19 protein-coding genes and 3 tRNA genes are annotated in these 21,745 nt (G+C 70.1%); 8 read left to right on the forward strand and 14 right to left on the reverse strand.

Features of this window, described 5'->3' with window-relative positions; genetic code table 11:
- Positions 1-6 precede the first annotated feature (6 nt).
- Positions 7-2,547 (forward strand): ABC transporter permease, encoded by a 2,541-nt coding sequence (locus Dac01nite_RS08075; RefSeq protein WP_203655690.1) that lies wholly within the window; start codon positions 7-9, stop codon positions 2,545-2,547.
- Positions 2,548-2,643: 96 nt separating this feature from the next.
- Here the strand turns inward: Dac01nite_RS08075 and Dac01nite_RS08080 are convergent, their stop codons facing one another.
- Together Dac01nite_RS08080 and Dac01nite_RS08085 are read right to left on the reverse strand one after the other, a co-directional pair.
- The gene (locus Dac01nite_RS08080; protein WP_203655692.1) at positions 2,644-3,717 is read right to left on the reverse strand and encodes a UDP-N-acetylmuramate dehydrogenase; all 1,074 of its coding nucleotides are present in this window, start codon (positions 3,715-3,717) and stop codon (positions 2,644-2,646) included.
- 40 nt (positions 3,718-3,757) lie between these two features.
- On the reverse strand, positions 3,758-5,122 hold the full coding sequence (locus Dac01nite_RS08085) for an MFS transporter (RefSeq protein WP_203655694.1): 1,365 nt from the start codon (positions 5,120-5,122) through the stop codon (positions 3,758-3,760).
- A 136-nt stretch (positions 5,123-5,258) separates the two neighbouring features.
- Between Dac01nite_RS08085 and Dac01nite_RS08090 the strand changes: the two genes are divergently transcribed.
- Positions 5,259-6,323, forward strand: a complete 1,065-nt coding sequence (locus Dac01nite_RS08090; RefSeq protein ID WP_203655696.1) for a LacI family DNA-binding transcriptional regulator — start codon at positions 5,259-5,261, stop codon at positions 6,321-6,323.
- 3 nt (positions 6,324-6,326) lie between these two features.
- Here the strand turns inward: Dac01nite_RS08090 and Dac01nite_RS08095 are convergent, their stop codons facing one another.
- From Dac01nite_RS08095 to Dac01nite_RS08120, 6 genes are all read right to left on the reverse strand, one after another.
- Positions 6,327-6,758 (reverse strand): MaoC family dehydratase, encoded by a 432-nt coding sequence (locus tag Dac01nite_RS08095; RefSeq protein WP_203655698.1) that lies wholly within the window; start codon positions 6,756-6,758, stop codon positions 6,327-6,329.
- Positions 6,755-7,201: an FAS1-like dehydratase domain-containing protein gene (locus tag Dac01nite_RS08100; protein ID WP_203655700.1), complete on the reverse strand. Its 447-nt coding sequence runs from the start codon at positions 7,199-7,201 to the stop codon at positions 6,755-6,757. Before Dac01nite_RS08100 ends, Dac01nite_RS08095 begins: the two co-directional genes overlap by 4 nt.
- A 40-nt stretch (positions 7,202-7,241) precedes the next feature.
- On the reverse strand, positions 7,242-8,258 hold the full coding sequence (locus tag Dac01nite_RS08105; protein WP_203655702.1) for an endonuclease/exonuclease/phosphatase family protein: 1,017 nt from the start codon (positions 8,256-8,258) through the stop codon (positions 7,242-7,244).
- A gap of 85 nt (positions 8,259-8,343) precedes the next feature.
- Complete coding sequence (gene rpmG, locus Dac01nite_RS08110; RefSeq protein WP_042213233.1) at positions 8,344-8,508, reverse strand: 50S ribosomal protein L33; 165 nt, start codon at positions 8,506-8,508, stop codon at positions 8,344-8,346.
- A 65-nt stretch (positions 8,509-8,573) separates the two neighbouring features.
- Positions 8,574-8,647: transfer RNA gene (locus Dac01nite_RS08115), tRNA-Met, on the reverse strand.
- Between the two features lie 56 nt (positions 8,648-8,703).
- Positions 8,704-8,776, reverse strand: a tRNA-Thr gene (locus Dac01nite_RS08120).
- 84 nt (positions 8,777-8,860) lie between these two features.
- Between Dac01nite_RS08120 and Dac01nite_RS08125 the strand changes: the two genes are divergently transcribed.
- Positions 8,861-10,192, forward strand: coding sequence for a winged helix-turn-helix domain-containing protein (locus Dac01nite_RS08125; RefSeq protein ID WP_203655704.1), 1,332 nt, complete (start codon positions 8,861-8,863; stop codon positions 10,190-10,192).
- Positions 10,193-10,278: 86 nt separating this feature from the next.
- A complete protein-coding gene (locus Dac01nite_RS08130) occupies positions 10,279-11,760 on the forward strand; it encodes a sugar porter family MFS transporter (RefSeq protein ID WP_203655706.1) in 1,482 nt (493 codons plus the stop codon).
- Positions 11,761-11,868: 108 nt separating this feature from the next.
- Here Dac01nite_RS08130 and Dac01nite_RS08135 read toward each other — a convergent pair.
- Positions 11,869-11,950 (reverse strand) — tRNA-Tyr (locus Dac01nite_RS08135).
- A gap of 134 nt (positions 11,951-12,084) precedes the next feature.
- Between Dac01nite_RS08135 and Dac01nite_RS08140 the strand changes: the two genes are divergently transcribed.
- A complete protein-coding gene (locus tag Dac01nite_RS08140; protein ID WP_203655708.1) occupies positions 12,085-12,576 on the forward strand; it encodes a YajQ family cyclic di-GMP-binding protein in 492 nt (163 codons plus the stop codon).
- Positions 12,577-12,591: 15 nt separating this feature from the next.
- Here Dac01nite_RS08140 and Dac01nite_RS08145 read toward each other — a convergent pair whose 3' ends face one another.
- The 5 genes from Dac01nite_RS08145 to Dac01nite_RS08165 all read right to left on the reverse strand — a co-directional run bounded on the left by Dac01nite_RS08145 (position 12,592) and on the right by Dac01nite_RS08165 (position 17,636).
- Complete coding sequence (locus Dac01nite_RS08145; protein WP_203655710.1) at positions 12,592-12,951, reverse strand: nuclear transport factor 2 family protein; 360 nt, start codon at positions 12,949-12,951, stop codon at positions 12,592-12,594.
- Positions 12,952-12,956: 5 nt separating this feature from the next.
- A complete protein-coding gene (locus Dac01nite_RS08150; RefSeq protein WP_203655712.1) occupies positions 12,957-14,687 on the reverse strand; it encodes a thiamine pyrophosphate-dependent enzyme in 1,731 nt (576 codons plus the stop codon).
- A 98-nt stretch (positions 14,688-14,785) separates the two neighbouring features.
- Complete coding sequence (gene htpX / locus Dac01nite_RS08155) at positions 14,786-15,661, reverse strand: zinc metalloprotease HtpX (RefSeq protein ID WP_203655714.1); 876 nt, start codon at positions 15,659-15,661, stop codon at positions 14,786-14,788.
- Between the two features lie 67 nt (positions 15,662-15,728).
- Positions 15,729-16,262, reverse strand: coding sequence for a GNAT family N-acetyltransferase (locus Dac01nite_RS08160; RefSeq protein WP_203655716.1), 534 nt, complete (start codon positions 16,260-16,262; stop codon positions 15,729-15,731).
- A 3-nt stretch (positions 16,263-16,265) separates the two neighbouring features.
- Positions 16,266-17,636 carry an FAD-dependent oxidoreductase gene (locus tag Dac01nite_RS08165; RefSeq protein ID WP_203655718.1) on the reverse strand — a complete coding sequence of 457 codons (1,371 nt, stop codon included), beginning with the start codon at positions 17,634-17,636 and terminating at the stop codon, positions 16,266-16,268.
- Between the two features lie 144 nt (positions 17,637-17,780).
- On the opposite strand from Dac01nite_RS08165, the gene Dac01nite_RS08170 reads away from it, so the two are divergent.
- The 3 genes from Dac01nite_RS08170 to Dac01nite_RS08180 all read left to right on the forward strand — a co-directional run bounded on the left by Dac01nite_RS08170 (position 17,781) and on the right by Dac01nite_RS08180 (position 21,585).
- Positions 17,781-18,851 (forward strand): phospholipase D-like domain-containing protein, encoded by a 1,071-nt coding sequence (locus Dac01nite_RS08170; protein ID WP_203655720.1) that lies wholly within the window; start codon positions 17,781-17,783, stop codon positions 18,849-18,851.
- A gap of 308 nt (positions 18,852-19,159) precedes the next feature.
- A complete protein-coding gene (locus tag Dac01nite_RS08175) occupies positions 19,160-20,854 on the forward strand; it encodes a nitrite/sulfite reductase (protein ID WP_203656155.1) in 1,695 nt (564 codons plus the stop codon).
- Positions 20,851-21,585, forward strand: coding sequence for a phosphoadenylyl-sulfate reductase (locus Dac01nite_RS08180; protein WP_239066583.1), 735 nt, complete (start codon positions 20,851-20,853; stop codon positions 21,583-21,585). The genes Dac01nite_RS08175 and Dac01nite_RS08180 overlap by 4 nt, the downstream gene beginning before the upstream one ends.
- The last annotated feature ends 160 nt before the right edge of the window (positions 21,586-21,745 follow it).

The following is a 21,745-nucleotide window of genomic DNA, read 5'->3' on the forward strand; positions in this document are numbered from 1 at the left end:
GCCACGATGTTCAGACTTGCGCTGAAGTCCGTCCGGCACAACCCGAAGAGGCTCATCCTCACCGCGATCGCGGTGGCGCTCGGCGTCTCTCTGGTGGCCGCGTCGCACACCTTCACCAACGCGCTGTCGAGCGGCTTCTCGGGACTCTTCTCCGAGATCTACGCCGGCACCGACGTGATCGTCGAGACCGACCCGGAGTCCGCTGAGTCCGACGGCGGCGACCCCTTCGCGGCCGTCGAGGCCGTCTTCGAGCCCGCAGTGGTCGACGACGTCGCGGCGGTGGACGGCGTCGACGTCGCCGTGGGCGGCATCCAGGTCGCCGGCTCCGTGCTGCCCCCTGACACGGGAGAGGACGCGCCCACCGACCCGTTCGCGGGCGGGCCGCCCAGCCAGATCTTCAACTGGTCCGGCATCCCGGAGATCGACCAGTCCACCCTCGTGGACGGTCGCGGACCCGAGGCTGGCGAGATCGTCCTCGACATCGACTCCGCGCCCGGGCTGGGCTACGAGCTGGGCGACACGGTGCGCATCGCGACGGATGGCGGCGTCCAGGACTTCGAGCTCGTGGGCACCGTGCAGTTCGGCGAGTCCAACAGCCTGCAGGGCGCCACCCTGGCCTACCTCGCGGACGAGGACGCGCACGCGCTCGCCGGAGACCCCAACTTCCAGCAGATCAGCGTCCTGGTCGAGGACGGCGCCGACGCCTCGGCGGTGGCCGGGTCGATCGGCGAGGTGATCCCGGACGGGACTCGTGCGATCACCGGCGAGGACAAGGCGGCAGAGGAGACCGAGGCGCTCGACGACGTGCTGCAGTACGTCGACATCTTCGCGATCGCCTTCGCGCTCATCTCTCTGTTCGTGGGCGCGTACATCATCGTCAACACCTTCCGCATCATCGTCACCCAGCGCACGCGCGAGTTCGGCCTCATGCGCGCGATCGGCGTGACCGGCTCGCAGGTGCGCTCGATGATCCTGCTCGAGGCCATCGTGGTCGCGATCCTCGCGTCGACGCTGGGCATTATCGCCGGCTACCTGCTCGCGCTCGGGGCGTCCGCTCTCGTGAGCCTGTTCGTGGGCGACATCTTCGGCACCATGACGCTGCCGATCGACGCGATCCTGTGGGCCTACGGGCTCGGCACGCTCGTGACGCTCGTCTCCGCGCTGCTGCCGGCGATCCACGCCTCGCAGATCTCCCCCATGGAGGCGTTGCGCGAGTCCGCCACGAGCGGCAAGAAGCCGCTCAAGGTGCGCAACATCGTGGGCACCGCGCTGGCTCTGGTGGGCGGGATCGTCATCTGGATGGGGCTCTTCCTCGATCTCGAGCGCCCCTACATCTACGTCGGTGCCGGTGCCGTGGCACTCGTCATCGGCGTGACGCTCCTGGCGGCGCAGGTGCTCGTGCCGATGGCGTTCGGCCTGCGCAGCCTCCTCACCCGCATGTTCGGGGTGGACGGCAAGCTCGCCGCGAACAACATTCGCCGCGAGCCGCGACGCAGCGCGAACACCGCCGCGGCACTGATGATCGGCGTGATGCTGCTGGCGCTGGTCGCCACGTTCACGGAGTCGCTCAAGACGGTGGTCACCGCGCAGTTCTCGCAGACCAGCGCCGAGTTCTTCGTGTTCTCCGCGCAGGGTCCCGTGCCGCAGGGCGCTCTCGACGTCATCGCGGAGCAGGACGGGGTCTCGGCCGTGGTGCGTCAGGGATACATGTCCGTCGACCTCGACGGGCAGTCGTACCAGCTGTCCGCGCTCGACGCCGACACCGTCGACCGCGCCTTCGACTACGACACGGAGCCCGAGTTCTCCGGCATCGACGGCGGGGTGTTCATCTCTCCGGACGTCCGGGACGCGGGCGTCGCCGTGGGCGACGAGGTCACGCTCGAGGGGCCTGAAGGCGACGTGACGCTGGTCGTGACGGGCACCATGGCCACCAGCGAGGAGGCCTCGCTGTGGGTGGACTGGGCGCAGGGCGTCGAGCTCGCGGGCGACACGCTCGAGACCTCAGGCGGCATGGTGGTGCTCGAGGACGGCATGGATGTCGACGAGGCGCAGACCCAGATCCAGGACGCCCTCGCTGACGACTTCCCGCTCGTGGCGCTCCAGCAGCCTGGCGCGCTCGAGCAGTTCGCGAACCAGTTCATCGACCTGCTGCTGGGAGTGATCTCCGCGCTGCTCGCCAGCGCTCTGGTGATCGCGATCCTGGGTGTGGCGAACACGCTGCTGCTGTCCGTCACGGAGCGCACGCGAGAGATCGGCCTCCTCCGGGCGGTGGGCCTCAAGCGCTCATCCGTGTGGCGGATGATCACGGTCGAGTCCATGGTGATGGCGGTGTTCGGCACCATCCTGGGCATGATCCTGGGAGTGTCGCTCGGCTCCGCCCTGGTGCTCGCGCTCGAGGACTTCGGGTTCGACGGCGTCACGGTGCCGTGGATCTGGCTGATCGTCTACACGGTGCTCGCGGCGATCGCCGGCGTCCTGGCGGCCATCTGGCCCGCCTGGCGGGCATCGCGGCTCGACATCCTCAAAGCCATCGCCACGGACGGCTGACGCTCGTCTCCGCACGCGCACGAGGGCCGGGTCACCCCACGGTGACCCGGCCCTCGTGCGTCAGGACGGCCGGCGCATCGGCCGCGCAGCGGTGACTCAGAGCGTGGCGCCCAGCAGCACCGGCTCCGGGACCAGCTCGACGGCGAAGCGCTCGCGCACCCCATCGCGGACCGCGCGCGCGAGCTCGAGCACATCGGCCGCGGACGCGGCGCCCCGATTGGTGAGCGCGAGCGTGTGCTTGGTGCTGAGCGTCGCCGGCGCACCCTCTGTCACCGCGAAGCCGCGCGTGAAGCCCGCCTGCTCGATCAGCCACGCGGCCGAGGTCTTGACCCGCCCCTCGCCTGCCGCGAAGCGCGGCGCGTCCTCGGGCAGCGTCGCCGCCACGGCCTCATCGAGGATCGGATTCGTGAAGAAGGAGCCGGCGCTCCAGGTGTCCGGGTCCGCGTCGTCGAGGACCATGCCCTTGCTCCCGCGCACCGCGAGAACGGCGGCACGCACGTCCGCGAGCGGCGCGCGCTCGCCCTCGGCGACATCGAGCGCCGCAGCGAGCTGGGCATAGCGGATGGGCGACGACAGCGTGCCCTGGCGCATCTGGAACGTCACGTCGAGCACCACGTAGCGCGGTGACGGCGACCACACCCCGGCGTCCGGCGCCGCCCCGCGCATCGAGCGCTTCAGCAGCGAGTCGCGGTAGGCGAACCCGCAGTCCACCCGCGCGAGCGAGCGCACCCTACTCTCGAGCCGATCCCACACTCTGACCAGCGCGATCACGTCCGCGACCTCGGCGCCGTACGCGCCCACGTTCTGCACGGGCGTGGCTCCCGTCGAGCCGGGGATCCCGCTGAGCGCCTCGATCCCCACCCAGCCCTCGTCCACGGCGCGCGCGACCACGTCGTCCCACGGCGTGCCCGCGGTGACCGTGACGGACACGCCTCCGCACATGCCGTCGTCCTGGACGGACACCGAGCGGCGCGGGTCGCGCACCACCAGGCCATCGAAGGGAGCGTCTGCCGCGAGGATGTTCGAGCCGCCGCCCAGCACCAGCAGCGGCATGTGCGCCGCGTCGCTGGCGCGCACCGCATCGATGAGCTCGCGCTCGGTCGCGGGCTGGACGAGCGAGCGCACGGCGCCGCCTACGCGCAGCGTGGTCAGGTCCGCGAGACGGGTCATGGCCTCAGCGTAGTGAGGCCCGCGAGCGCCGACGCGCCCATCACTGGCCGCGCACCGGCGCGTCGGGAGCGCCCGTCCCGGTGGCCGAGCCCGGAGCGACCACCGGCTCCTCCAGGGCCCGCTCCTTGTCCGCGAGCGCCAGCCGCGCGGCTCCCACCTTGCGCTCCTGGGCGCGACGGCTGGTGAACAGCGCGCCCTCCTTGCGGACCGCGCGCGCGAGCAGGAACGAGGTGGTCGAGGCCGCGGCCACCACCAGCAGCGCGTCGTTGAGCGGCACGACCTCGGCAAGGTGGCCGATGAGCGGGGGCACCATGAGTCCAGCGACAGTCGAGAAGGACGCGACGGCCGCGACGCGGGCGGCGGCGCGCTTGGGCTCGTCCGCCGCGGCGGAGAAGCCGATGGGAACGCCCAGCGCTGCACCCAGGCCCCACAGCATCGCGGCCACGGGCACCAGCCAGAAGACGGGCGTGAGGGCGAACAGCAGCAACCCGCACACCACGCTCACGGCGCTGACGCGCAGCGAGACCACGCGTCCCAGGCGCCCGATGATGGGCGCCCCGAACCAGCGAATGCTGACCATCGACACGACGAACACCCAGTACATGAGGTCGCCCATCGCCTCCGGCATGCCGAAGTCGTCCACCACCGCGAGCGACATCCACTGCGCGGCGCTCATCTCCGTCATCGACGCGGCGAACACGATGAGCCCGATCAGCACCACGCGCTTCTCCGTGTACTCCTTGCGCGCGGTCGCGAAGGGACCGCCGAGCGTCGCGGCAGCGGCGTCCTCGTCCGGCCGGCCGTTGATCGCGGAGGCGGGGATGATCGCGATGCGGATCACGGTGAGGATCGCGGCCACGCCGATGAAGTGCCAGACGGGCTGCACTCCGGCGTGGGAGAGGATCGCGCCCAGGCCGAGCGCCACGGCCATGCCGATCGAGAACGCGCCATGGAACTGGGGCATCACCGCGCGACCCATGCGTCGCTCGACCTCGGCGGCCTCCGCGTTCATCGCGACGTTGGTGAACGCGAAGGAGAAGCTCACGAAGAAGTGGCCGATCGCGAACATCACGCCGGAGGAGGTCACCGTGGACAGGGCGACGAGGCTGAACGCGGCCAGGTGCGACAGCGCGGACCAGAACAGCAGCGCCCGGGTGCCGAACCTCGCCGCCGCCCAGCCGGTGACCATCAGGCCCACGAGCGCACCGAACGCGCCGAAGATGATGAGGTTGGCCAGCCCGGACACGCTGACCTCGAGCAGGTCCCGCACCGATGGCACGCGCGACAGGAAGGTCGACAGCATCGCGCCCATGATCGCGAACATGCCGAGCACGCCCCAGCGAGCGGTGCGCACGCGCGCAGGCGTGGGCGTGGTGGTGGGCTCGAGGCCGAAGGTGAGGGGCATGGTGTCCTGTCGATCGTGGCGGCGCCGGGCATGGCGACGGCGCGCCATCGTCGGCGCTCGGGGGCTGCGGATGCGGCCCCGCTCGACCATTGTGCGACTACGCTGTGACCAGCGTCAAAATCGCGAGAGGGGCACCGTGGCAGCCAAGAGACGTCCGACCATGGCCGATGTGGCCGCGCGGGCTGGTGTGTCGCTGTCCACGGTCTCTCTTGCGTACTCGGGCGCGGGACCCATCTCGCCCGAGATGAAGGCGCGCGTGGAGCAGGCGGCGCTGTCGCTCGACTACAGCGGCCCGTCCGCCCAGGCCAGAGCCCTGCGCTCGGGCCGCTCGCACGTGGTGGGGGTCGTGATCCACGACACGTTCACCCTGGCGTTCCGCTCCCCCTACATCCTCAACGTCATGGACGGCCTGATCTCCAAGCTGGGCGACATGGGCCTGGGGGTGCTGCTGATCCCCAACCCCACGGGGGACAGCGACGAGAAGTCTCTGCTCGACTCCGCTCCGATGGATGCCGCGGTCGTGTTCCGCGTGCGCGATCACGACGAGCCTGCGGTCGAGAAGCTGCGCAAGCGCTCGGTGCCGTTCGTGGTGATGGACGGCGACGCGCCTGCGGGCGCGGGTCAGGTGTCGATCGACGACGCCTCCTCGACGGTCCAGCTCATCGAGCACCTGCAGTCGCTGGGCCACGAGCGGATCGGCACCATCACTCTGCCCCACGCGCCCGGAGTCGAGACGGGCCTGCGATCCCCGAACTACATGCCCAAGTCCGCGTGGGCGCCCATGCACAACCGACTCGAGGCCTTCCGGCTCGCGGGCGTCGAGCCCTGCGTGGTGGTCGAGGCGCGCGAGACGATGGTCGCCGAGGGCATCGCCGCGGGCCACCTCGCGCTCACCCACGAGTCGGCTCCCACCGCGATCGTGGCGCAGTCCGACATCCTCGCAGCCGGCGCCGTGCTCGCCGCGCGGGAGCTCGACCTCAAGGTGCCTCAGGACGTGTCCATCACGGGCTTCGACGGAATCGACATCCCCTGGCTCGCACCCCTCGAGCTCACGACAGTGATCCAGGACGGCGTGGCCAAGGGCGACGCGCTGGCGTCCGAGGTCCAGGAGCTGCTGGACGGAGAGACGCCGTCGCAGATCTGGATGCCGCTGGAGTTCCGCCAGGGGACCTCCACCGGTCCGGTCAACCCGGAGCGCTGAGCTCTACTCGCAGTCGACGACCGCCTGGGCCTTGCCCAGGACACGAGCCTCGCCGTGCTGCACCGTGAGGTCGACGCGCGCCGTGCGGCGCTCCTCGTCGAGGGCGCCGATCTTGGCCGTCACGGCGATCACCGCCTCTCCCGGGTTCGGCACCGTGATGGGGCGCGTGAAGCGCACCTGATAGTCCGAGACGTTGCCGGCGCCTGCCCACTCCTCGACCACGGAGGCCGCCGCACCCATGGTGAGCATCCCGTGCGCGATCACGCCCGGCAGTCCCACCTCCTGCGCGACCACGTCGTTGTAGTGGATGGGGTTGAAGTCGCCGGACGCTCCTGCGTAGCGCACCAGGCTCGCGCGCGTGAAGGCCACCTCGCGTGTGGCGACCACCTGGCCCACCTCGAGCCCGTCGAAGCTGGGGCTGGTCGACTCGGTCATGCGGCCTCCCTCACGGCGAGCGTGCTGAGCACGGTGGACACCGGAGCACCGTCCGCATCAGCGAGCTCGGATCGCGTGGTCACCATCGAGATGCCCGCGCGCTGCGTGATGGAGTCGATGTGGACCGTGGTGGTGATGACGTCCCCGGCGACCAGGGGGCGGACGTGGGTGAAGCGCTCGTCTGCGTGCACGACCATCGAGAAGTCGACTCCCACCTCGGGGTCGGTCACGACGTGGAACTCCGCTCGCTGCGCGATCACCACGGCGAAGGTGGTGGGGGCGACCAGGTCCGCGAAGCCCTCCGCATTCGCGACCGCGACGTCGCGGTGGGCTCCGGAGAAGGCATCCACGGCGTCCGCGAACTCGCGGATCTTCACGCGGGTCACCTCGTAGGGCTCGAACGGGCCGTAGGAGCGGCCCACTGCTTCTGGGTTCACTGGCACGCCATCAGCCTAGCGAAGGTCCCCGGCGCGCACCGCCGGGTCAGCGCCTCGCGTACTCGACCACGAGCGCGCGGTGGTCCGCGCCCGGCACGGCAGCAGTCCACGTCGACGTCGCGACCAGCGCCGCATCCCGCACCAGCATGTGATCGATGGCCGCCAGGGGCCACGGCCGGCGGCCCTGCGGGAAGGTGAACTGGAGCCCGGACCCGGCCTGGTCCGCCGCGTCCAGGTAGCCGAGCGCCTCGATGGCTCGGAACGCGCGATGGTCTCGGGTGCTGTTGAAGTCGCCCGCGACTACGATCGGGCCCGTCTGCTGCGACAGATGCTCGGTGAGCGCGGTCATGCTCGCGTCCCAGCCGGAGTGCTCCACCGGGCCGGGCGCCGCGGGATGGACGGCGAGGACGCTCACGGACTCGTCACCGACCTCGATGTCCGCGCGCACCGCGCGGGACAGATAGCGATCGGTCGAGGACGCCGTGGTGAAGCCCGCGAGCGACTCGGCGTCCCCCAGAGGCGTGCTCGCCCACAGCCCCGTGCCGGTGACGCCGGGCTCGGCGGCCACCTCCGCGTGAGGCAGCAGGTCGGTGAGGCCCGCCGCCTCGAGAGCCTCCACCGACTCGGGCGTGACCTCCTGCGCCACGAGGACGTCCACGTCGCCCTCGCGGACCAGGTCCACGACAGCCCGCGCATCCGCGCCGCCGTAGGTGAGGTTCACGGAGGCGACCGTCAGCACGGGGTCGCCTGTCGCATCGGCCGCTGTGAACAGGGGCGCCTGCCATGCCACGCCGAGCGCGAGCGCCGCAGCGGAGGCGACGGCCAGCGGCGCGCTGCGCACCAGCGCCGCGAGCGCGAGGGGACCCAGGCACGCCAGCGTCATCCACGGCATGAGCGCGACCAGGAAGGCCAGCGGCCCCGTCTCCCAGCCGGTGGCACGGGCGATGACGGGCACGAGGAGCGCGGCGAGAGCGACCCATCCGAGGCTCAGGCCGGCACTCCGCCAGGGTCCGTGACCGGCGGGCGCGACGGTGGCGGTCCCCGCATGCGTCGTGCGATTCATGGCGTGAGTGTCGCACGCCCCGGGGCGAGAATGGCGAAGGCCCGCACCCTCGGGGAGGGGCGGGCCTTCGCTGGATGCTGAGGTGTCAGCGCGTCTCGCGGTGCGCGGTGTGCTTGCCGCACTTCCGGCAGAACTTGGAGAGCTCGACACGGTCAGGGTTGTTGCGACGGTTCTTGCGCGTGATGTAGTTGCGGTCCTTGCACTCGGTGCACGCGAGGGTGATCTTGGGACGGACGTCGTTCTTGGCCATGGTTCTCTCCCAGCCTTGTGATGACGCGCTCGACAAGCGCGGTCGCAGACAGGTCGTCTGCTGCGTAGCGAGGGCGGGACTTGAACCCGCGACCCCACGATTATGAGTCGTGTGCTCTAACCAACTGAGCTACCCCGCCGCGAGAATGGCACCGCCGCCGGCCTCGTGAGAGGACGGCGGCGAAGCATTTCTCAGAGCCCCGACAGGGAATCGAACCCTGGACCTTTTCCTTACCATGGAAACGCTCTGCCGACTGAGCTATCGGGGCAAGCCGGACAAGAATACATGCCACAGCGGGTGCTTGTGAAATCGGGCTGACGGCGGTGTCCGAGCCCCTGGCTAGGGTGGCGATGTGAGCGTAGAACTCCCCCTCGACCTCGGTCCAGAGCTCAGCGCCGCCCAGGCGCGTCGCATCTTCCTGGAGGCCCAGTCCCTCTCGCGGCGGCGCCCGTCCCGGCGGCCGCGTGACGCGGACTTCGCGACGTACCTCGAGCGCCAGGGAGTGCTGCAGCTCGACACGGTGAACGTGCTGGCGCGGGCTCACTACCTGCCGCTGTACTCGCGCTGGGGTCCGTACGAACCTGCCCGTCTCGATGCGTTCCTCTGGGGCGCTGCTGACGGGCACTCCGCGCACGCCTTCGAGCACTGGGGCCACGAGGCGTCCGTGATGCCGCTGGACCTGCTGCCCGCGATGCACCACCGGATGGTCCAGGCCACCTCGTGGAAGGCGCGCAGGCGCGTCGCGCTCGAGTCGGAGCGCCCGGGCCTCATCGCGCAGGTGACCTCCGCCGTCGACGACAGCGGACCGCTCGTCGCACGCGACCTGGAGCACCTCGCGCCTGCGCAGGGAGCTCGCGGCAGCTGGTGGGACCACGGTCACGTGAAGGACGCGCTCGAGCTGCTGTTCATCACGGGAGAGGTGGCCGCGTCCCGCGGCCGCCACTTCTCCCGCACCTACGACGCGCCCGGGCGTGCGTGGGGCCGCCCGCCGGCGTCCCAGGGCGACTGGGGGATGCGACCGGCCGATGCGCATCAGGCACTGTTCGATCGAGCGCTGTCGGCATGCGGGATCGGCACCGCGAAGGACCTGTGCGACCACTTCCGGCTGCCCTACCAGGCAGGCACGCGCACCCCCGATGTGGCGGGAGGCAAGGCGTGGGCGGCATCTGCCGTCGAGAGGGGGCTGGCGCAGTGGGTGAGCGTCGAGGGATGGAAGGAGCCGGCGCTGCTCGCCAGCGCGGAGCCGGATGCGCAAGCGCCGTGGAGGCGCGTCGCACGCGACCCCGGTCGCACCACCGGGGTCGCGCTGCTCAGCCCCTTCGACCCCGTGTGCTGGTTCCGGCCGCGACTGCTGAGGATGTTCGGCGTGGACTACCGCATCGAGATCTACACTCCCGAGCCTCAGCGCGTCTACGGGTACTACGCGCTGCCGCTGCTGGTGGGCGACCGCATCGTGGCCCGCCTCGACCTCAAGGCGGACCGCAAGCGCGGCGCGCTGCTGGTGCAGGCGGCGTGGCTCGAGCCGGGGCGCGCGCCCGGTGCGACGCGCATGGCGGGCGACCGCGTGGCCGCCGAGGCGGCCGCGGAGCTGGAGGTGATGCGGGGCTGGCTGGGCCTGGACACCATCGCGGTCGCGGATCGCGGCGACCTGTCGACCGGGCTCGCCGTGGCCCTCGCTGGCTGACCAGGCGGAATGCGGGGAGCGGGGTTAGTGTTCGAGACGAAGGCCCGCGCGCACCGGCGCGTGCGAGATGAGACGAGGAGAACTCCGTGACCGAGTCCCCAGCACCCGCCAGCCCCGTGGCCTCGCGCCTCAATCGCCGCGTCATCGGCATCAGCATCGGAGCCGCGCTGGGAGGCTTCCTCTTCGGCTTCGACTCCTCCGTCATCAATGGTGCCGTCGACTCGATCCAAGGCGAGTACGAGCTCTCCGACGCCTTCACCGGCTTCGCCGTCGCGTCGACGCTGCTGGGCTGCGCCGTGGGCGCGTGGTTCGCCGGGACCATCGCGAACCGCTACGGGCGCATCCGCGTGATGGTGCTCGCGTCGATCCTGTTCCTCGCATCCGCTCTGGGATCGGGCCTCGCCTTCGGCATCTGGGACCTGGTCATCTGGCGCGTGCTGGGCGGACTCGCCGTGGGAGCCGCTTCGGTGATCGCGCCGGCGTACATCGCGGAGGTCTCGCCGTCGAAGTTCCGCGGGCGCCTGGGCTCGCTGCAGCAGCTCGCGATCGTGACCGGAATCTTCACGGCGCTGCTCACCGGCCAGCTCTTCGCGGAGGCTGCCGGCGGCGCATCGGAGGAGTTCTGGTTCGGACTCGAGGCGTGGCGGTGGATGTTCATGGCGGAGGCGATCCCGGCCGCCATCTACGGCCTCGCCGCCCTGAGGCTTCCCGAGTCGCCGCGCTACCTCGTGGGGCGCGGAGACGACAAGCAGGCCGCCGAGGTGCTGCGGATGTTCACCGGCGTCGAGGACGTCGACCACAAGATCGAGGAGATCGAGGAGTCGCTGCACCGCGAGGAGAAGCAGAGCCTGCGCGACCTGCGGGGCCGTGCCCTGGGGCTCAAGCCCATCGTGTGGACTGGCATCCTGCTGTCCGTGTTCCAGCAGTTCGTGGGCATCAACGTGATCTTCTACTACTCGACCACCCTGTGGCAGTCCGTGGGATTCGAGGAGAGCCAGGCGTTCCTGACCTCGACCATCACGTCGATCACGAACATCGTGGTCACGGTCGTCGCCATCATCCTCGTGGACCGCATCGGGCGGCGACTGATGCTGCTCATCGGATCCGCCGGCATGACCGTCTCCCTGGGGCTCATGGCGGTCGCCTTCTCGCAGGCGATCACCGACGACGCCGGAGAGGTCACCGACTTCGTGGGCGCGTGGGGCACCATCGCCGTGGTCGGCGCGAACGCCTTCGTCGTGTTCTTCGGCGCGACCTGGGGCCCCGTGGTGTGGGTGCTGCTGGGCGAGATGTTCCCCAACCGGATTCGCGCATCGGCCCTCGCCGTCGCCGCTGCCGCGCAGTGGCTGGCCAACTGGGCCATCACGGTCTCGTTCCCGCAGATGGCCTCGATCGGCCTGACGTTCGCGTACGGGTTCTACGCCTCGATGGCGCTGCTGTCGCTGGTGTTCGTGTTCTTCCGAGTGCCGGAGACCAAGGGCATGGAGCTCGAGGCGATGAACTCCGACGTCAAGGTCAAGCGCGGGCACTTCGTGCGCGAGACCGCGGGCCCGGCTCACATCGACTGACCGCTGGGACGCGCCGCGGGTCCGTAACCGACACTCACGGACCGCTGGGGCGCGCAGGCGACACCAACGCGGAAGGCCCGGCGCTCAAGCGCCGGGCCTTCGTGTGTGTGGCAGGTGAGGGATTCGAACCCCCGAAGTCGATGACGGCTGATTTACAGTCAGCTCCCTTTGGCCGCTCGGGCAACCTGCCGTGCTCCCCGCTCGAAGCGAACGCGGCGCGCATGGAAGGATAGCAACAGAAACGGCCCCAGCGCTAACCGGTACGGGGCCCGCCGCACCGGCGACCGCAGCGGCGCTCCGCGCGCCCCGACTCGAGGAGGAACCATGGCAGGCGACAGCACCTTCGACGTGGTGAGCAAGATCGACCGCCAGGAGGTCGACAACGCGCTCAACCAGGCGCACAAGGAGATCAACCAGCGCTACGACTTCCGCGGGGTGGGAGCCTCGATCGAGTTCTCCGGCGAGGCGATCCTCATGAAGGCCAACTCCGAGGAGCGCGTGAAGGCGGTGCTCGACGTGCTGATCGGCAAGCTCGCCAAGCGCGGCATCTCCATGAAGTCGCTCGAGTACGGCGACCCGGTGGCCTCCGGCAAGGAGTTCCGCCTGGTCGCGGACCTCAAGGAGGGGATCACTCAGGAGACGGCCAAGAAGCTGGGCAAGATCATCCGCGAGGAGGGGCCCAAGTCCGTCAAGTCGCAGATCCAGGGAGACGAGCTGCGAGTGCAGTCCAAGTCGCGTGACGATCTCCAGAAGACCATCCAGCTCCTCAAGGGTGCTGACGTGGACGTGGACCTGCAGTTCGTCAACTTCCGCTAGGCAGGCCTCGCGCGCTCACGGCGACTGCTGGTGCAGCATCATGCGCCAGCCGCCGCGCGAGCGCACGTAGGTGCTCGCGAGCATCGCGTCGAAGGGGTCCTCCTCGTCCCGCTCGGCGTGGACGTGATAGGTGACGACGGCCAGGCCCGCGCCCAGGTCGTGCACCTCGATGTGATCGAGGGAGTAGTCACGCCAGCGACGCGACTCCGCCATGCCGTCGATCGCATCGCCCCGCTCCATCACGCCGAACGGGAACACCATCACGGCCTCACTGGTCAGGACCTCGTCGTAGAACTCGCGCGCATGCCCGTGGGTGAGCGCGTCCCAGCCGTCCCGCTCCAATGCGACCAGCTGCTCTGCTTCCTGCGTCCTCATGACCTTCAACTCCTGCTCTCGACTGCCTCGGTGATCTTGGCGACGGCGTAGCCCCACGCCTGGGATGCCCTCGGGTGGGGTGGCACGGCGATCTCATCGGGATTGGTGATGACATCCAGCAGCACGGGGCCGTCCTGCGCGAAGGCCCACGCCACCGCGTCGTCCACCGCACCGGGGTCCTCGACGCGTCGGGCCTGCAGCCCCATCGCGGCTGCGACAGCAGCGAGGTCCGGGTTGTCGAGCTCCGTGCCGAAGGAGGCCTGTCCGGCCTCCTGCTGCTCCAGCTGGACCATGCCCAGCGACGCGTTGTCGAACACGACGACCACGATGGGCAGCCGGAAGGCCACCGCCGTGCGCAGGTCGCCCAGCAGCATCATCAGCCCGCCGTCGCCGCTCATGCTCACCACGCTGCGCGTGCGATCGAGCGCCTGCGCGCCCAACGCCTGGGGAAGCGCGTTGGCCATCGATCCCAGGTTGAAGGACCCGATCAGCTCTCGCTGGCCACGCATCTCGACGAACCGCGCGAGCCAGGTGGTCGACATGCCGGTGTCGACCGTGAAGACCGCGTCGTCAGGCGCGTGGCGGTCCACGGCGGCGGCGAGCGCCTCCGGCCGGATGCGGTCGTCCGGGTTGTCGAACACCGAGCGCACCTTCGCCACCAGGCCGCTGTCCTCGTAGTCAGGGTCCGCGACCTTGCGCTGGCGCTCGCGCCAGGCGCCGTACGTCGATCGCGCAGCCTCCAGGTGCGCGGTGTCGGCGCGCACGTCCAGCTGCGGCAGCAGCGCCGAGAGCGCATCGGCCGCATCGGCGACCACGGCGACGTCGACGCTCACGCGCCTGCCGATGTGCTGGGCACGGGCATCGATCTGGATCACCGTCGCGTCGGACGGGTAGAACTCGCGGTAGGGGAAGTCGGTGCCCACCATGAGCAGCACGTCGCACGAGGACAGCGCCTCGATCGCGCCCGGGTTGCCTAGCAGCCCGGCCTGGCCCACCTCATACGGATTGTGGCCCTCGAAGCCCGGCTTGCCCTTGAGCGTCACGACCATGGGCGCCTGCAGGCGAGCGGCCAGGGCCAGCGCCTCGTTGCGGGCTCCAGCGGCGCCCTGCCCCACGAGCATCGTCACGCTGTGCGCGTCCTGCAGCGCCGATGCGGCGGCGGCCAGCTGCTCCTCGTCGGGCAGCGGCGGGCGAGGGGCGGGCGCGAAGCGCGGCGCCGGGGCATCATCGTGCACGTCCAGCCCGCCCACATCGCCAGGGATAGTCAGCACAGCCACGCCGCGCTCGGCGTATGCCGCGTTGACGGCCTGCTCGAGCATCTGTGGCATCTGATCGGGAGAGGTCAGGGTCTGGTTCCACACCGCGACGTCGTCGAAGACGCGGTCGTTGTGGATCTCCTGGAAGTAGTCGGTGCCGATCTCCGCCGTGGGAACCTGCCCGCAGATCGCGAGCATGGGAGTGTGGGACTTCTGGGCGTCGTACAGGCCGTTGAGCAGATGCAGCGAGCCGGGACCCACGGTCCCCATGCACACGCCGATGGTCCCCGTGAGCTGCGACTGAGCGGACGCGGCGAACGCGCCTGCCTCCTCATGACGCACGCCGATCCATTCGACGCGCTCCTCGGTGCGGATCGCATCGGTGAGGGGATTGAGGGCGTCGCCCACCACTCCCCACACCTGCGTGACGCCGTGATCGGCCAGCGCCGTGACGATGTCTCCTGCGATCGTGCGGCTCATCATGCCTCCGTCGCGGGCGAGCGTCGCACGGTCGGCGACGTTCCGCGCCCACTCAGGCCAACGCGTCAGCCGTGCGCAGGCATTCCGTGGACGGCGGCCTAGAAGTGCTGGCCGTTCGCTCGCGCCATGCCCTCGAGGCGCCCGATGCGCTCGTCCATGGGCGGGTGCGTCGAGAACAGCTTGGCCATGCCGGCGCCCGTGAAGGGGTTCGCGATCATCATGTGGGAGACGTTCTCGAGCTTCGGATCCTGCGGCAGCGGGCGCGCCTCGGTGCCACGCTCGAGCTTGCGCAGGGCGGAGGCAAGCGCCAGGGGGTCGCCCGTGAGGCTCGCGCCGTCCTCGTCGGCGTCGTACTCCCGCGTGCGGGAGATCGCCATGCGGATCAGGGCCGCGGCGATGGGCGCGAGGAACAGCATCGCGAGCATCCCGATGGGACCCAGGGGATTGTCGCGGCCGTTGCCGCCACCCCCGAAGAAGAACAGCATCTGCGCGGCCGCGGTGATGATGCCGGCGAACGCCGCCGCCACGGAGCCGATGAGGATGTCGCGGTTGTACACATGCATGAGCTCGTGACCCAGCACGCCCCGCAGCTCGCGCTCGTCGAGCAGGCCCAGGATGCCCTCGGTGCAGCACACCGCGGCGTTGCTGGGATTGCGCCCGGTGGCGAACGCGTTCGGGGCCTGGGTGGGGGACACATAGAGCTGAGGCATGGGCTGGTTCGCCTGTGCGGAGAGCTCCCGCACGATGCGGTACATCGCCGGCTGCTCGACCTCCGTGACCGGCCGCGCGTGCATCGCGCGGATCGCGAGCTTGTCCGAGTTCCAGTACCCGTAGATGGTGCCGATCACGCCCAGACCGGCGAAGATCCAGATGTACTGGCCGCTGCCCACGAACGAGCCCACGGCGAGCAGCACCACCCACAGCAGCACGAACAGGCCGCCGGTCTTGAGACCGTTGAAGTATCGCTTTCCCAACTCACCCTCCGGGAGACATTTCTACCGGAGAAAGAACGGCCAGCGTGACAGCGCGGTTCCCGTGGCGTCAGCGGTCGCGGAGCACATGCCGCAGACAGACCAGACCGGCACGGTCGTCCCACGACTCCACTGCGGCGAAGCCGGCACGCTCGTAGAGCCTGATGGCACCCTCGCGCCACCGCCACACCGTGAGCTCGACCGCCGTGTCACGGCGTCCACGCGCCCGGTCGACGCAGTGCTCGACCAGCCGTCGCCCTACCCCTGTGCCCCGCGCCCACGGCTCCGTCCAGAGCCGCTTGATCTCGCATCGTCCCTGCTCGGGCGCGGTGAGCACAGCCATGCCTGCGATCGCGCCGTCCGCCTGCGCGATCCACACCTCAGCGGCCGCGAAGGCCCGCGCCGGCTGCTCGACCTCGTGACGGTAGCGCTCTGGCAGGGCCGATGCGCCGGCTACGCTCGCGCCCTTCTCGCGCTCGGTCTCGAGCAGGTACGCGGCAAGCATCCGCGACACCGCCGCGGCGTCGTGGTCGTCCGACAGGACCGCCAGACGCACGAGGGCCGGCGCGGGATCGCTCCCTGCGCCGGCCCCGTGCTCGCTCACGCGCTACGCGCGCTTGAGCGCGATGTCCGTCATCTCGTCGCGCGGCACGATCTTCACGCGCTCACGGCCGTCGGCCTCGCCCAGGGCGCGCTCGTGCTGGTCCAGGATCTCCCAGTCGTGCCACTGCACCACGTCGACGCCGCGATCCTTGAGCAGGTGCAGCAGGTTGTCGGGGCTCAGCTGCTGAGCGCCCGCCTGCGTCTCCGCATACAGGCGCGGGGCGTCCTCGACCAGATTCGCGATGGTCTCCTGCGCGTCCGACTTGGTGTGGCCGATGAGCCCCACGGGGCCGCGCTTGATCCAGCCGGTGGTGTAGAAGCCAGGCACCACGTCGCCGCCGTCGACCACGCGGCCGGCCTCGTTCGCGATGGTTCCCTTCGAGGCGTCGAACGGCACGCCGTCGATCTCGGTGCCGTAGTAGCCCACCGCGCGGTAGACGGCCTGGACCGGGTAGTCGATGAACTCGCCCGTGCCCTTGACCGTGCCGTCACCCTGCAAGGCGGTGCGCTCGACGCGCACGCCGGTGACCTTGCCGTCCTCGCCCAGCACCTCGTGCGGGCTCTGGAGGAAGTGCAGGTGGATGCGACGCGAGGCGTTGCCAGGCTCGCGCAGGGTCCAGTCCGTCAGGGTCTTGACCACCTGCTTGGTCTGCTTGTTGTTCTCGGCGGCGTCGATCGAGGCCTCGTCGAAGTCGTAGTCCTCCGGATACACCACCACGTCGACGTCCGGCACGTGGCCCAGCTCGCGCAGCTCGAGCGGCGAGAACTTCACCTGGGCAGGGCCGCGACGGCCGAACACGTGGACGTCGGTGACCGGCGAGGCCTCGAGCAGCTCCATGACGTTGGCCGGCACCTCCGTGGAGGCGAGGTCCTTGGGGTGCTTGGCCAGGATGCGCGCGACGTCGAGGGCGACGTTGCCGACCCCGAACACCGCGACCTCCTTGGCCTCCAGCGGCCAGGTGCGAGGCACGTCCGGGTGGCCGTCGAACCAGCTCACGAAGTCCGCGGCGCCATAGGACCCGTCCAGGTCGATGCCAGGGATGTTGAGGTCAGAGTCCTTGAACGCGCCGGTCGCGAAGATGACGGCGTCATAGTGGTCGCGCAGGTCCTGGAGCGTCAGGTCCGTGCCGATGTTGACGTTGGCCAGCAGGCGGATGTCGCCGCGGCCCAGCACGTTCGCGAGCGCCACCACGATCTGCTTGATGCGCGGGTGGTCAGGCGCCACGCCGTACCGCACCAGACCGAACGGGGCGGGAAGGCGCTCGATGATGTCGATCGAGGTGGGGACGTCCGACTTGGACAGGATGTCGGCGGCATAGGTGCCGGCGGGCCCGGCGCCGATGATGGCGACGCGCAAGGGGCGTTCGGTGGTCACAGCAGGACTCGCAATCCTCACGGGGTGCAGGGGGCAGGCGGGCAGGACACTCTGCGCGCAATGGCCATGAGTATAGACATGAACGTCTGATGGCCGTTCCGCGCGGCTCTGGCGAAGGCCCTGCCCCGGTGCCACGCTCGGACCATGGTGACCGCGCCCGCGCTGCCCCTCCGCACCCCGACCACCGCCGCATCGGCCGTGGTCGACGTCCCCCTTGCGCCGGCGCGCCTGCTGCTGCCTCACGAGTACCTGGCCGACGCGACGGCCGCGATCGCGCAGGCCCGCACCCGCGTGCGCGTCACCACGCTGACCATCGCCGACGAGGACCGGACGGGCGACCTCATCGAGGCCCTGGTGGCCGCGGCGCGGCGAGGCGTCGACGTGCGGGTCGCCGCGGACGTGTTCACCTACGCCGATGCGGCGGGCACCTTCCTGCCGCGCCGCTACCTCACCCGTCGGCGCCGCGAGTCCTCCGCGCTGGCCTCTCGGCTGAGCGATGCCGGGGTGCGCTTCACCTGGCTGGGCTCCGAGCGCGGGCTGATCTGGCGCGGCCGCACCCACACCAAGCTGTGCGTGGTCGACGACGTCGCGTACGCGTTCGGGGGCGTGAACCTGGACGATCGCGGTGCGACCAATGTCGACTACATGCTGCGCCTGGCGGATCCCCTGCTCGCGGACCAGCTGACCGCGGTGTACGGACGCATCGTCCGCATGAACGCGTGCGAGCGAGGCCACCGGTCCGCCGTGCTGCAGCGCGGCGAGGATGCGGTGCTGGTGGACGGAGGGATGCCGGGCGAGTCCGTCATCTACGAGCGCGCTCTCACCCTGGCGTCACAGGCGGAGCACGTGCTGCTGGTGTCGCAGTACTGCCCCACCGGGCCGCTCGGCAGAGCGATCGCGGCGCGCCCGCACCAGCTGTGGTTCAACGCGCCCCGCAACGCCTCGCCCGCCAATCGCGCGCTCATCGCCGGCTCGATGGCCGTCACCGGCTACCGGACTCGCTACCGGTCACGCCGGTACCTGCACGCCAAGTGCCTGGTGTTCACCATGGCGGGCGGCGAGCGCGTGGCGATCACCGGCTCGCACAACTTCGTGCTGGGCGGGGTGCGGCTGGGGACCCGAGAGATCGCCCTCGAGACCCGCTCGACCGCGCTGATCGAGCAGCTGCTGACGTTCCACCGGACGTCCGTCGCGGCGCCCGTGGCGACGGGCTAGCGAATCGGCCGTGCCGTGTGCGAGACTGTCCGGCATGGCTGACACGCGGACCGCATGCGCATCGATGATGTGCTGTGTCTGCTGCGCCATGTGTCCCGAGGCCTGAGCCCACGGATACACCCCCCCTGTAGCCCTGGGCGCTCGGCCGGCGAGCGCGCACCAGTCGCGCTCGGACGGCCTCGCTCCCTGAAGACACCACGAGTCGAGGAGAATCGGTGACCAGCACCGACGCCAGCACCCCGGATGCGCGCAGCGCGCAGGAGATCGCCGACGCCGACGAGCGCCGCCGCCACCGCGAAGAGGCGCGCATGATTCGCACTCGCGAGGCCGCCGCGCGCAAGAACACCGCCTCCAAGGATGGCCAGTGGGCCGCGGGCGACCGCACGCCGCTGAACCCCAACGAGGAGATGAAGGCCGCAGGCGACCCCCTCGAGGTGCGCCAGCGCATCGAGTCGATGTACTCCAAGTGGGGATTCTGGTCGATCCCCCCTGGTGACCTGCGCGGACGCTTCCGCTGGTGGGGCCTGTACACGCAGCGGCGTCAGGGCATCGATGGCGGCAAGACCGCCGTGCTCGAGCCGCACCAGCTCGACGACGAGTACTTCATGCTTCGCATCCGCTCCGACGGCGGGCAGCTGTCCGTGGCGCAGGCGCGAGAGATCGGTCGCATCTCCTCCGAGTTCGGTCGCGACACCGCCGACGTGTCCGACCGCCAGAACATCCAGCTGCACTGGATCCGCATCGAGGACGTCCCCGAGATCTTCCGTCGCGTCGAGGAGGTGGGGCTGCTGTGCACCGAGGCGTGCGGCGACGTGCCCCGCGTGATCCTGGGCTCGCCCGTGGCGGGCATCGCCAAGGACGAGCTGATCGACCCCACGCCCCAGATCCGCGAGATCATGGATCGGTACATCGGCTCCCCCGAGTTCTCGAACCTGCCGCGCAAGTTCAAGACCGCCTTCACCGGCACGCGCGTGCCGGACATCCTCCATGAGGTGCAGGACGTCGCGTTCTGCGCCGTCGAGCACCCCGAGCTGGGTGTGGGCTACGACCTGTGGGTGGGCGGCGGGCTGTCGATCAACCCCCACCTCGGCGTGCGTCTGGGCGTGTTCGTCCGGCCGGAGATCGCCCACGAGGTGTGGAAGGGCGTGGTCAGCATCTTCCGCGACCACGGCTACCGGCGCCTGCGCACCCGCGCGCGTCTCAAGTTCCTCGTGAAGGCGTGGGGCGGCGAGAAGTTCCTGCAGGTGCTGCAGGACGACTACCTGGGGTACGAGCTGCCGAAGGGTCCCGCACCCGAGCTCGCGAGCCGCGGGGACCGTGGCGACCACGTGGGCATCCACCAGCAGGCCGACGGCCGCTACTACGTGGGCGTCGCGCCGGTCGCAGGACGCGTGTCCGGCGAGAAGATGCAGCGCATCGCTCAGATCGCCGAGTCCGTGGGCTCGGACCGCATCCGTCTCACGCCGCTGCAGAAGATCCTGGTGCTGGACATCCCCGAGGACCGTGTCAGCGACGTGGTCAACGGGCTGCGCGCGCTCGAGCTCGAGTCCGAGCCCGGCGAGTTCCACCGCAACGTGATCGCCTGCACCGGCATCGAGTACTGCAAGCTCGCCATCGTCGAGACCAAGGCGACGGCCCGCGAGGTCGTCAAGGTGCTCGACGAGAAGTTCCCCACCCTCGACAACCCGATCACGGTGCACGTCAACGGCTGCCCCAACTCCTGCGCCCGCGTGCAGATTGCGGACATCGGCTTCAAGGGCCAGCTGGTGCTCGACGAGGAGTCAGGGGAGCAGGTTCCCGGCTTCCAGGTGCACCTGGGCGGACGCCTCGGTCGCGGCGAGGACAACGACTTCGGCCGCAAGATTCGCGCTCACAAGGTCACGCAGTCAGGCATGCCCGAGTACGTGGAGCGCGTGACGCAGAACTACCTGGAGGACCGCGAGTCCGCGGACGAGAGCTTCGCGGACTGGGCCTTCCGTGCCGACGAGGAGCTCATCAAGTGACCATCCCGTCCCTCTCCGGAGGCCTCGCGCTCACCGCTCTGAACCCGAGCGAGTGGAACGCCGAGACCTGTGCCGAGGTGAACGCTCGCCTCGAGACCGCGTCCGCGTCGCACATCGCGGACTGGGCCGTCGCGACCTTCGGCAAGGGACTGGGCGTCGCCTCCTCGATGCAGGACACGATCCTCCCCCACCTGTTCGGCTCGCGGCTGCAGGGCGTCGACGTGCTGTTCCTCGAGACCGGCTACCACTTCGCGGAGACCATCGAGACCCGTGACGAGGCCGCTCGGGCGTTTCCCGTGACCATCGTGAACGTCATGCCGCGTCTCTCGGTCGAGGAGCAGGACGCGGAGTACGGCGCCGAGCTGTTCAAGCGCGACCCGAACCTGTGCTGCTTCATGCGCAAGGTCGACCCCCTGGCGCGAGCGCTGGAAGGCTACGACGCCTGGGTGACCGGGGCCCGACGGATCGACGCCGTGACCCGCTCCGAGATGCCGGTGGTGAGCTGGGACGCCAAGCACAACCTGGTGAAGATCAACCCGCTCGCCCTGTGGGACGACGCGGACGTCGAGCGCTACCAGGAGACCCACGGCCTCCCTCGCAATCCGCTGGTCGCGCAGGGCTACCCGAGCATCGGCTGCGCTCCCTGCACGCGCAAGGTCGCCCCTGGGGAGGACGCGCGTGCGGGCCGCTGGTCCGGGCAGGGCAAGACGGAGTGCGGCATCCACACGTGACATACGCCACACGTCAGACGCACGGACACATGCTGGACACGCAGATTTAACGCAGGGCGCTGGACAACGCCCGTACGGCGCGGCGACGATGGTATCGACCGGAGACACGCGCATGTGAGCTCCGTCACGACCCGCAGGGCGCCACCTCTGGCGCCACCGC

Source organism: Demequina activiva (assembly GCF_016862815.1).
GTDB classification, from domain to species: Bacteria; Actinomycetota; Actinomycetes; order Actinomycetales; family Demequinaceae; genus Demequina; species Demequina activiva.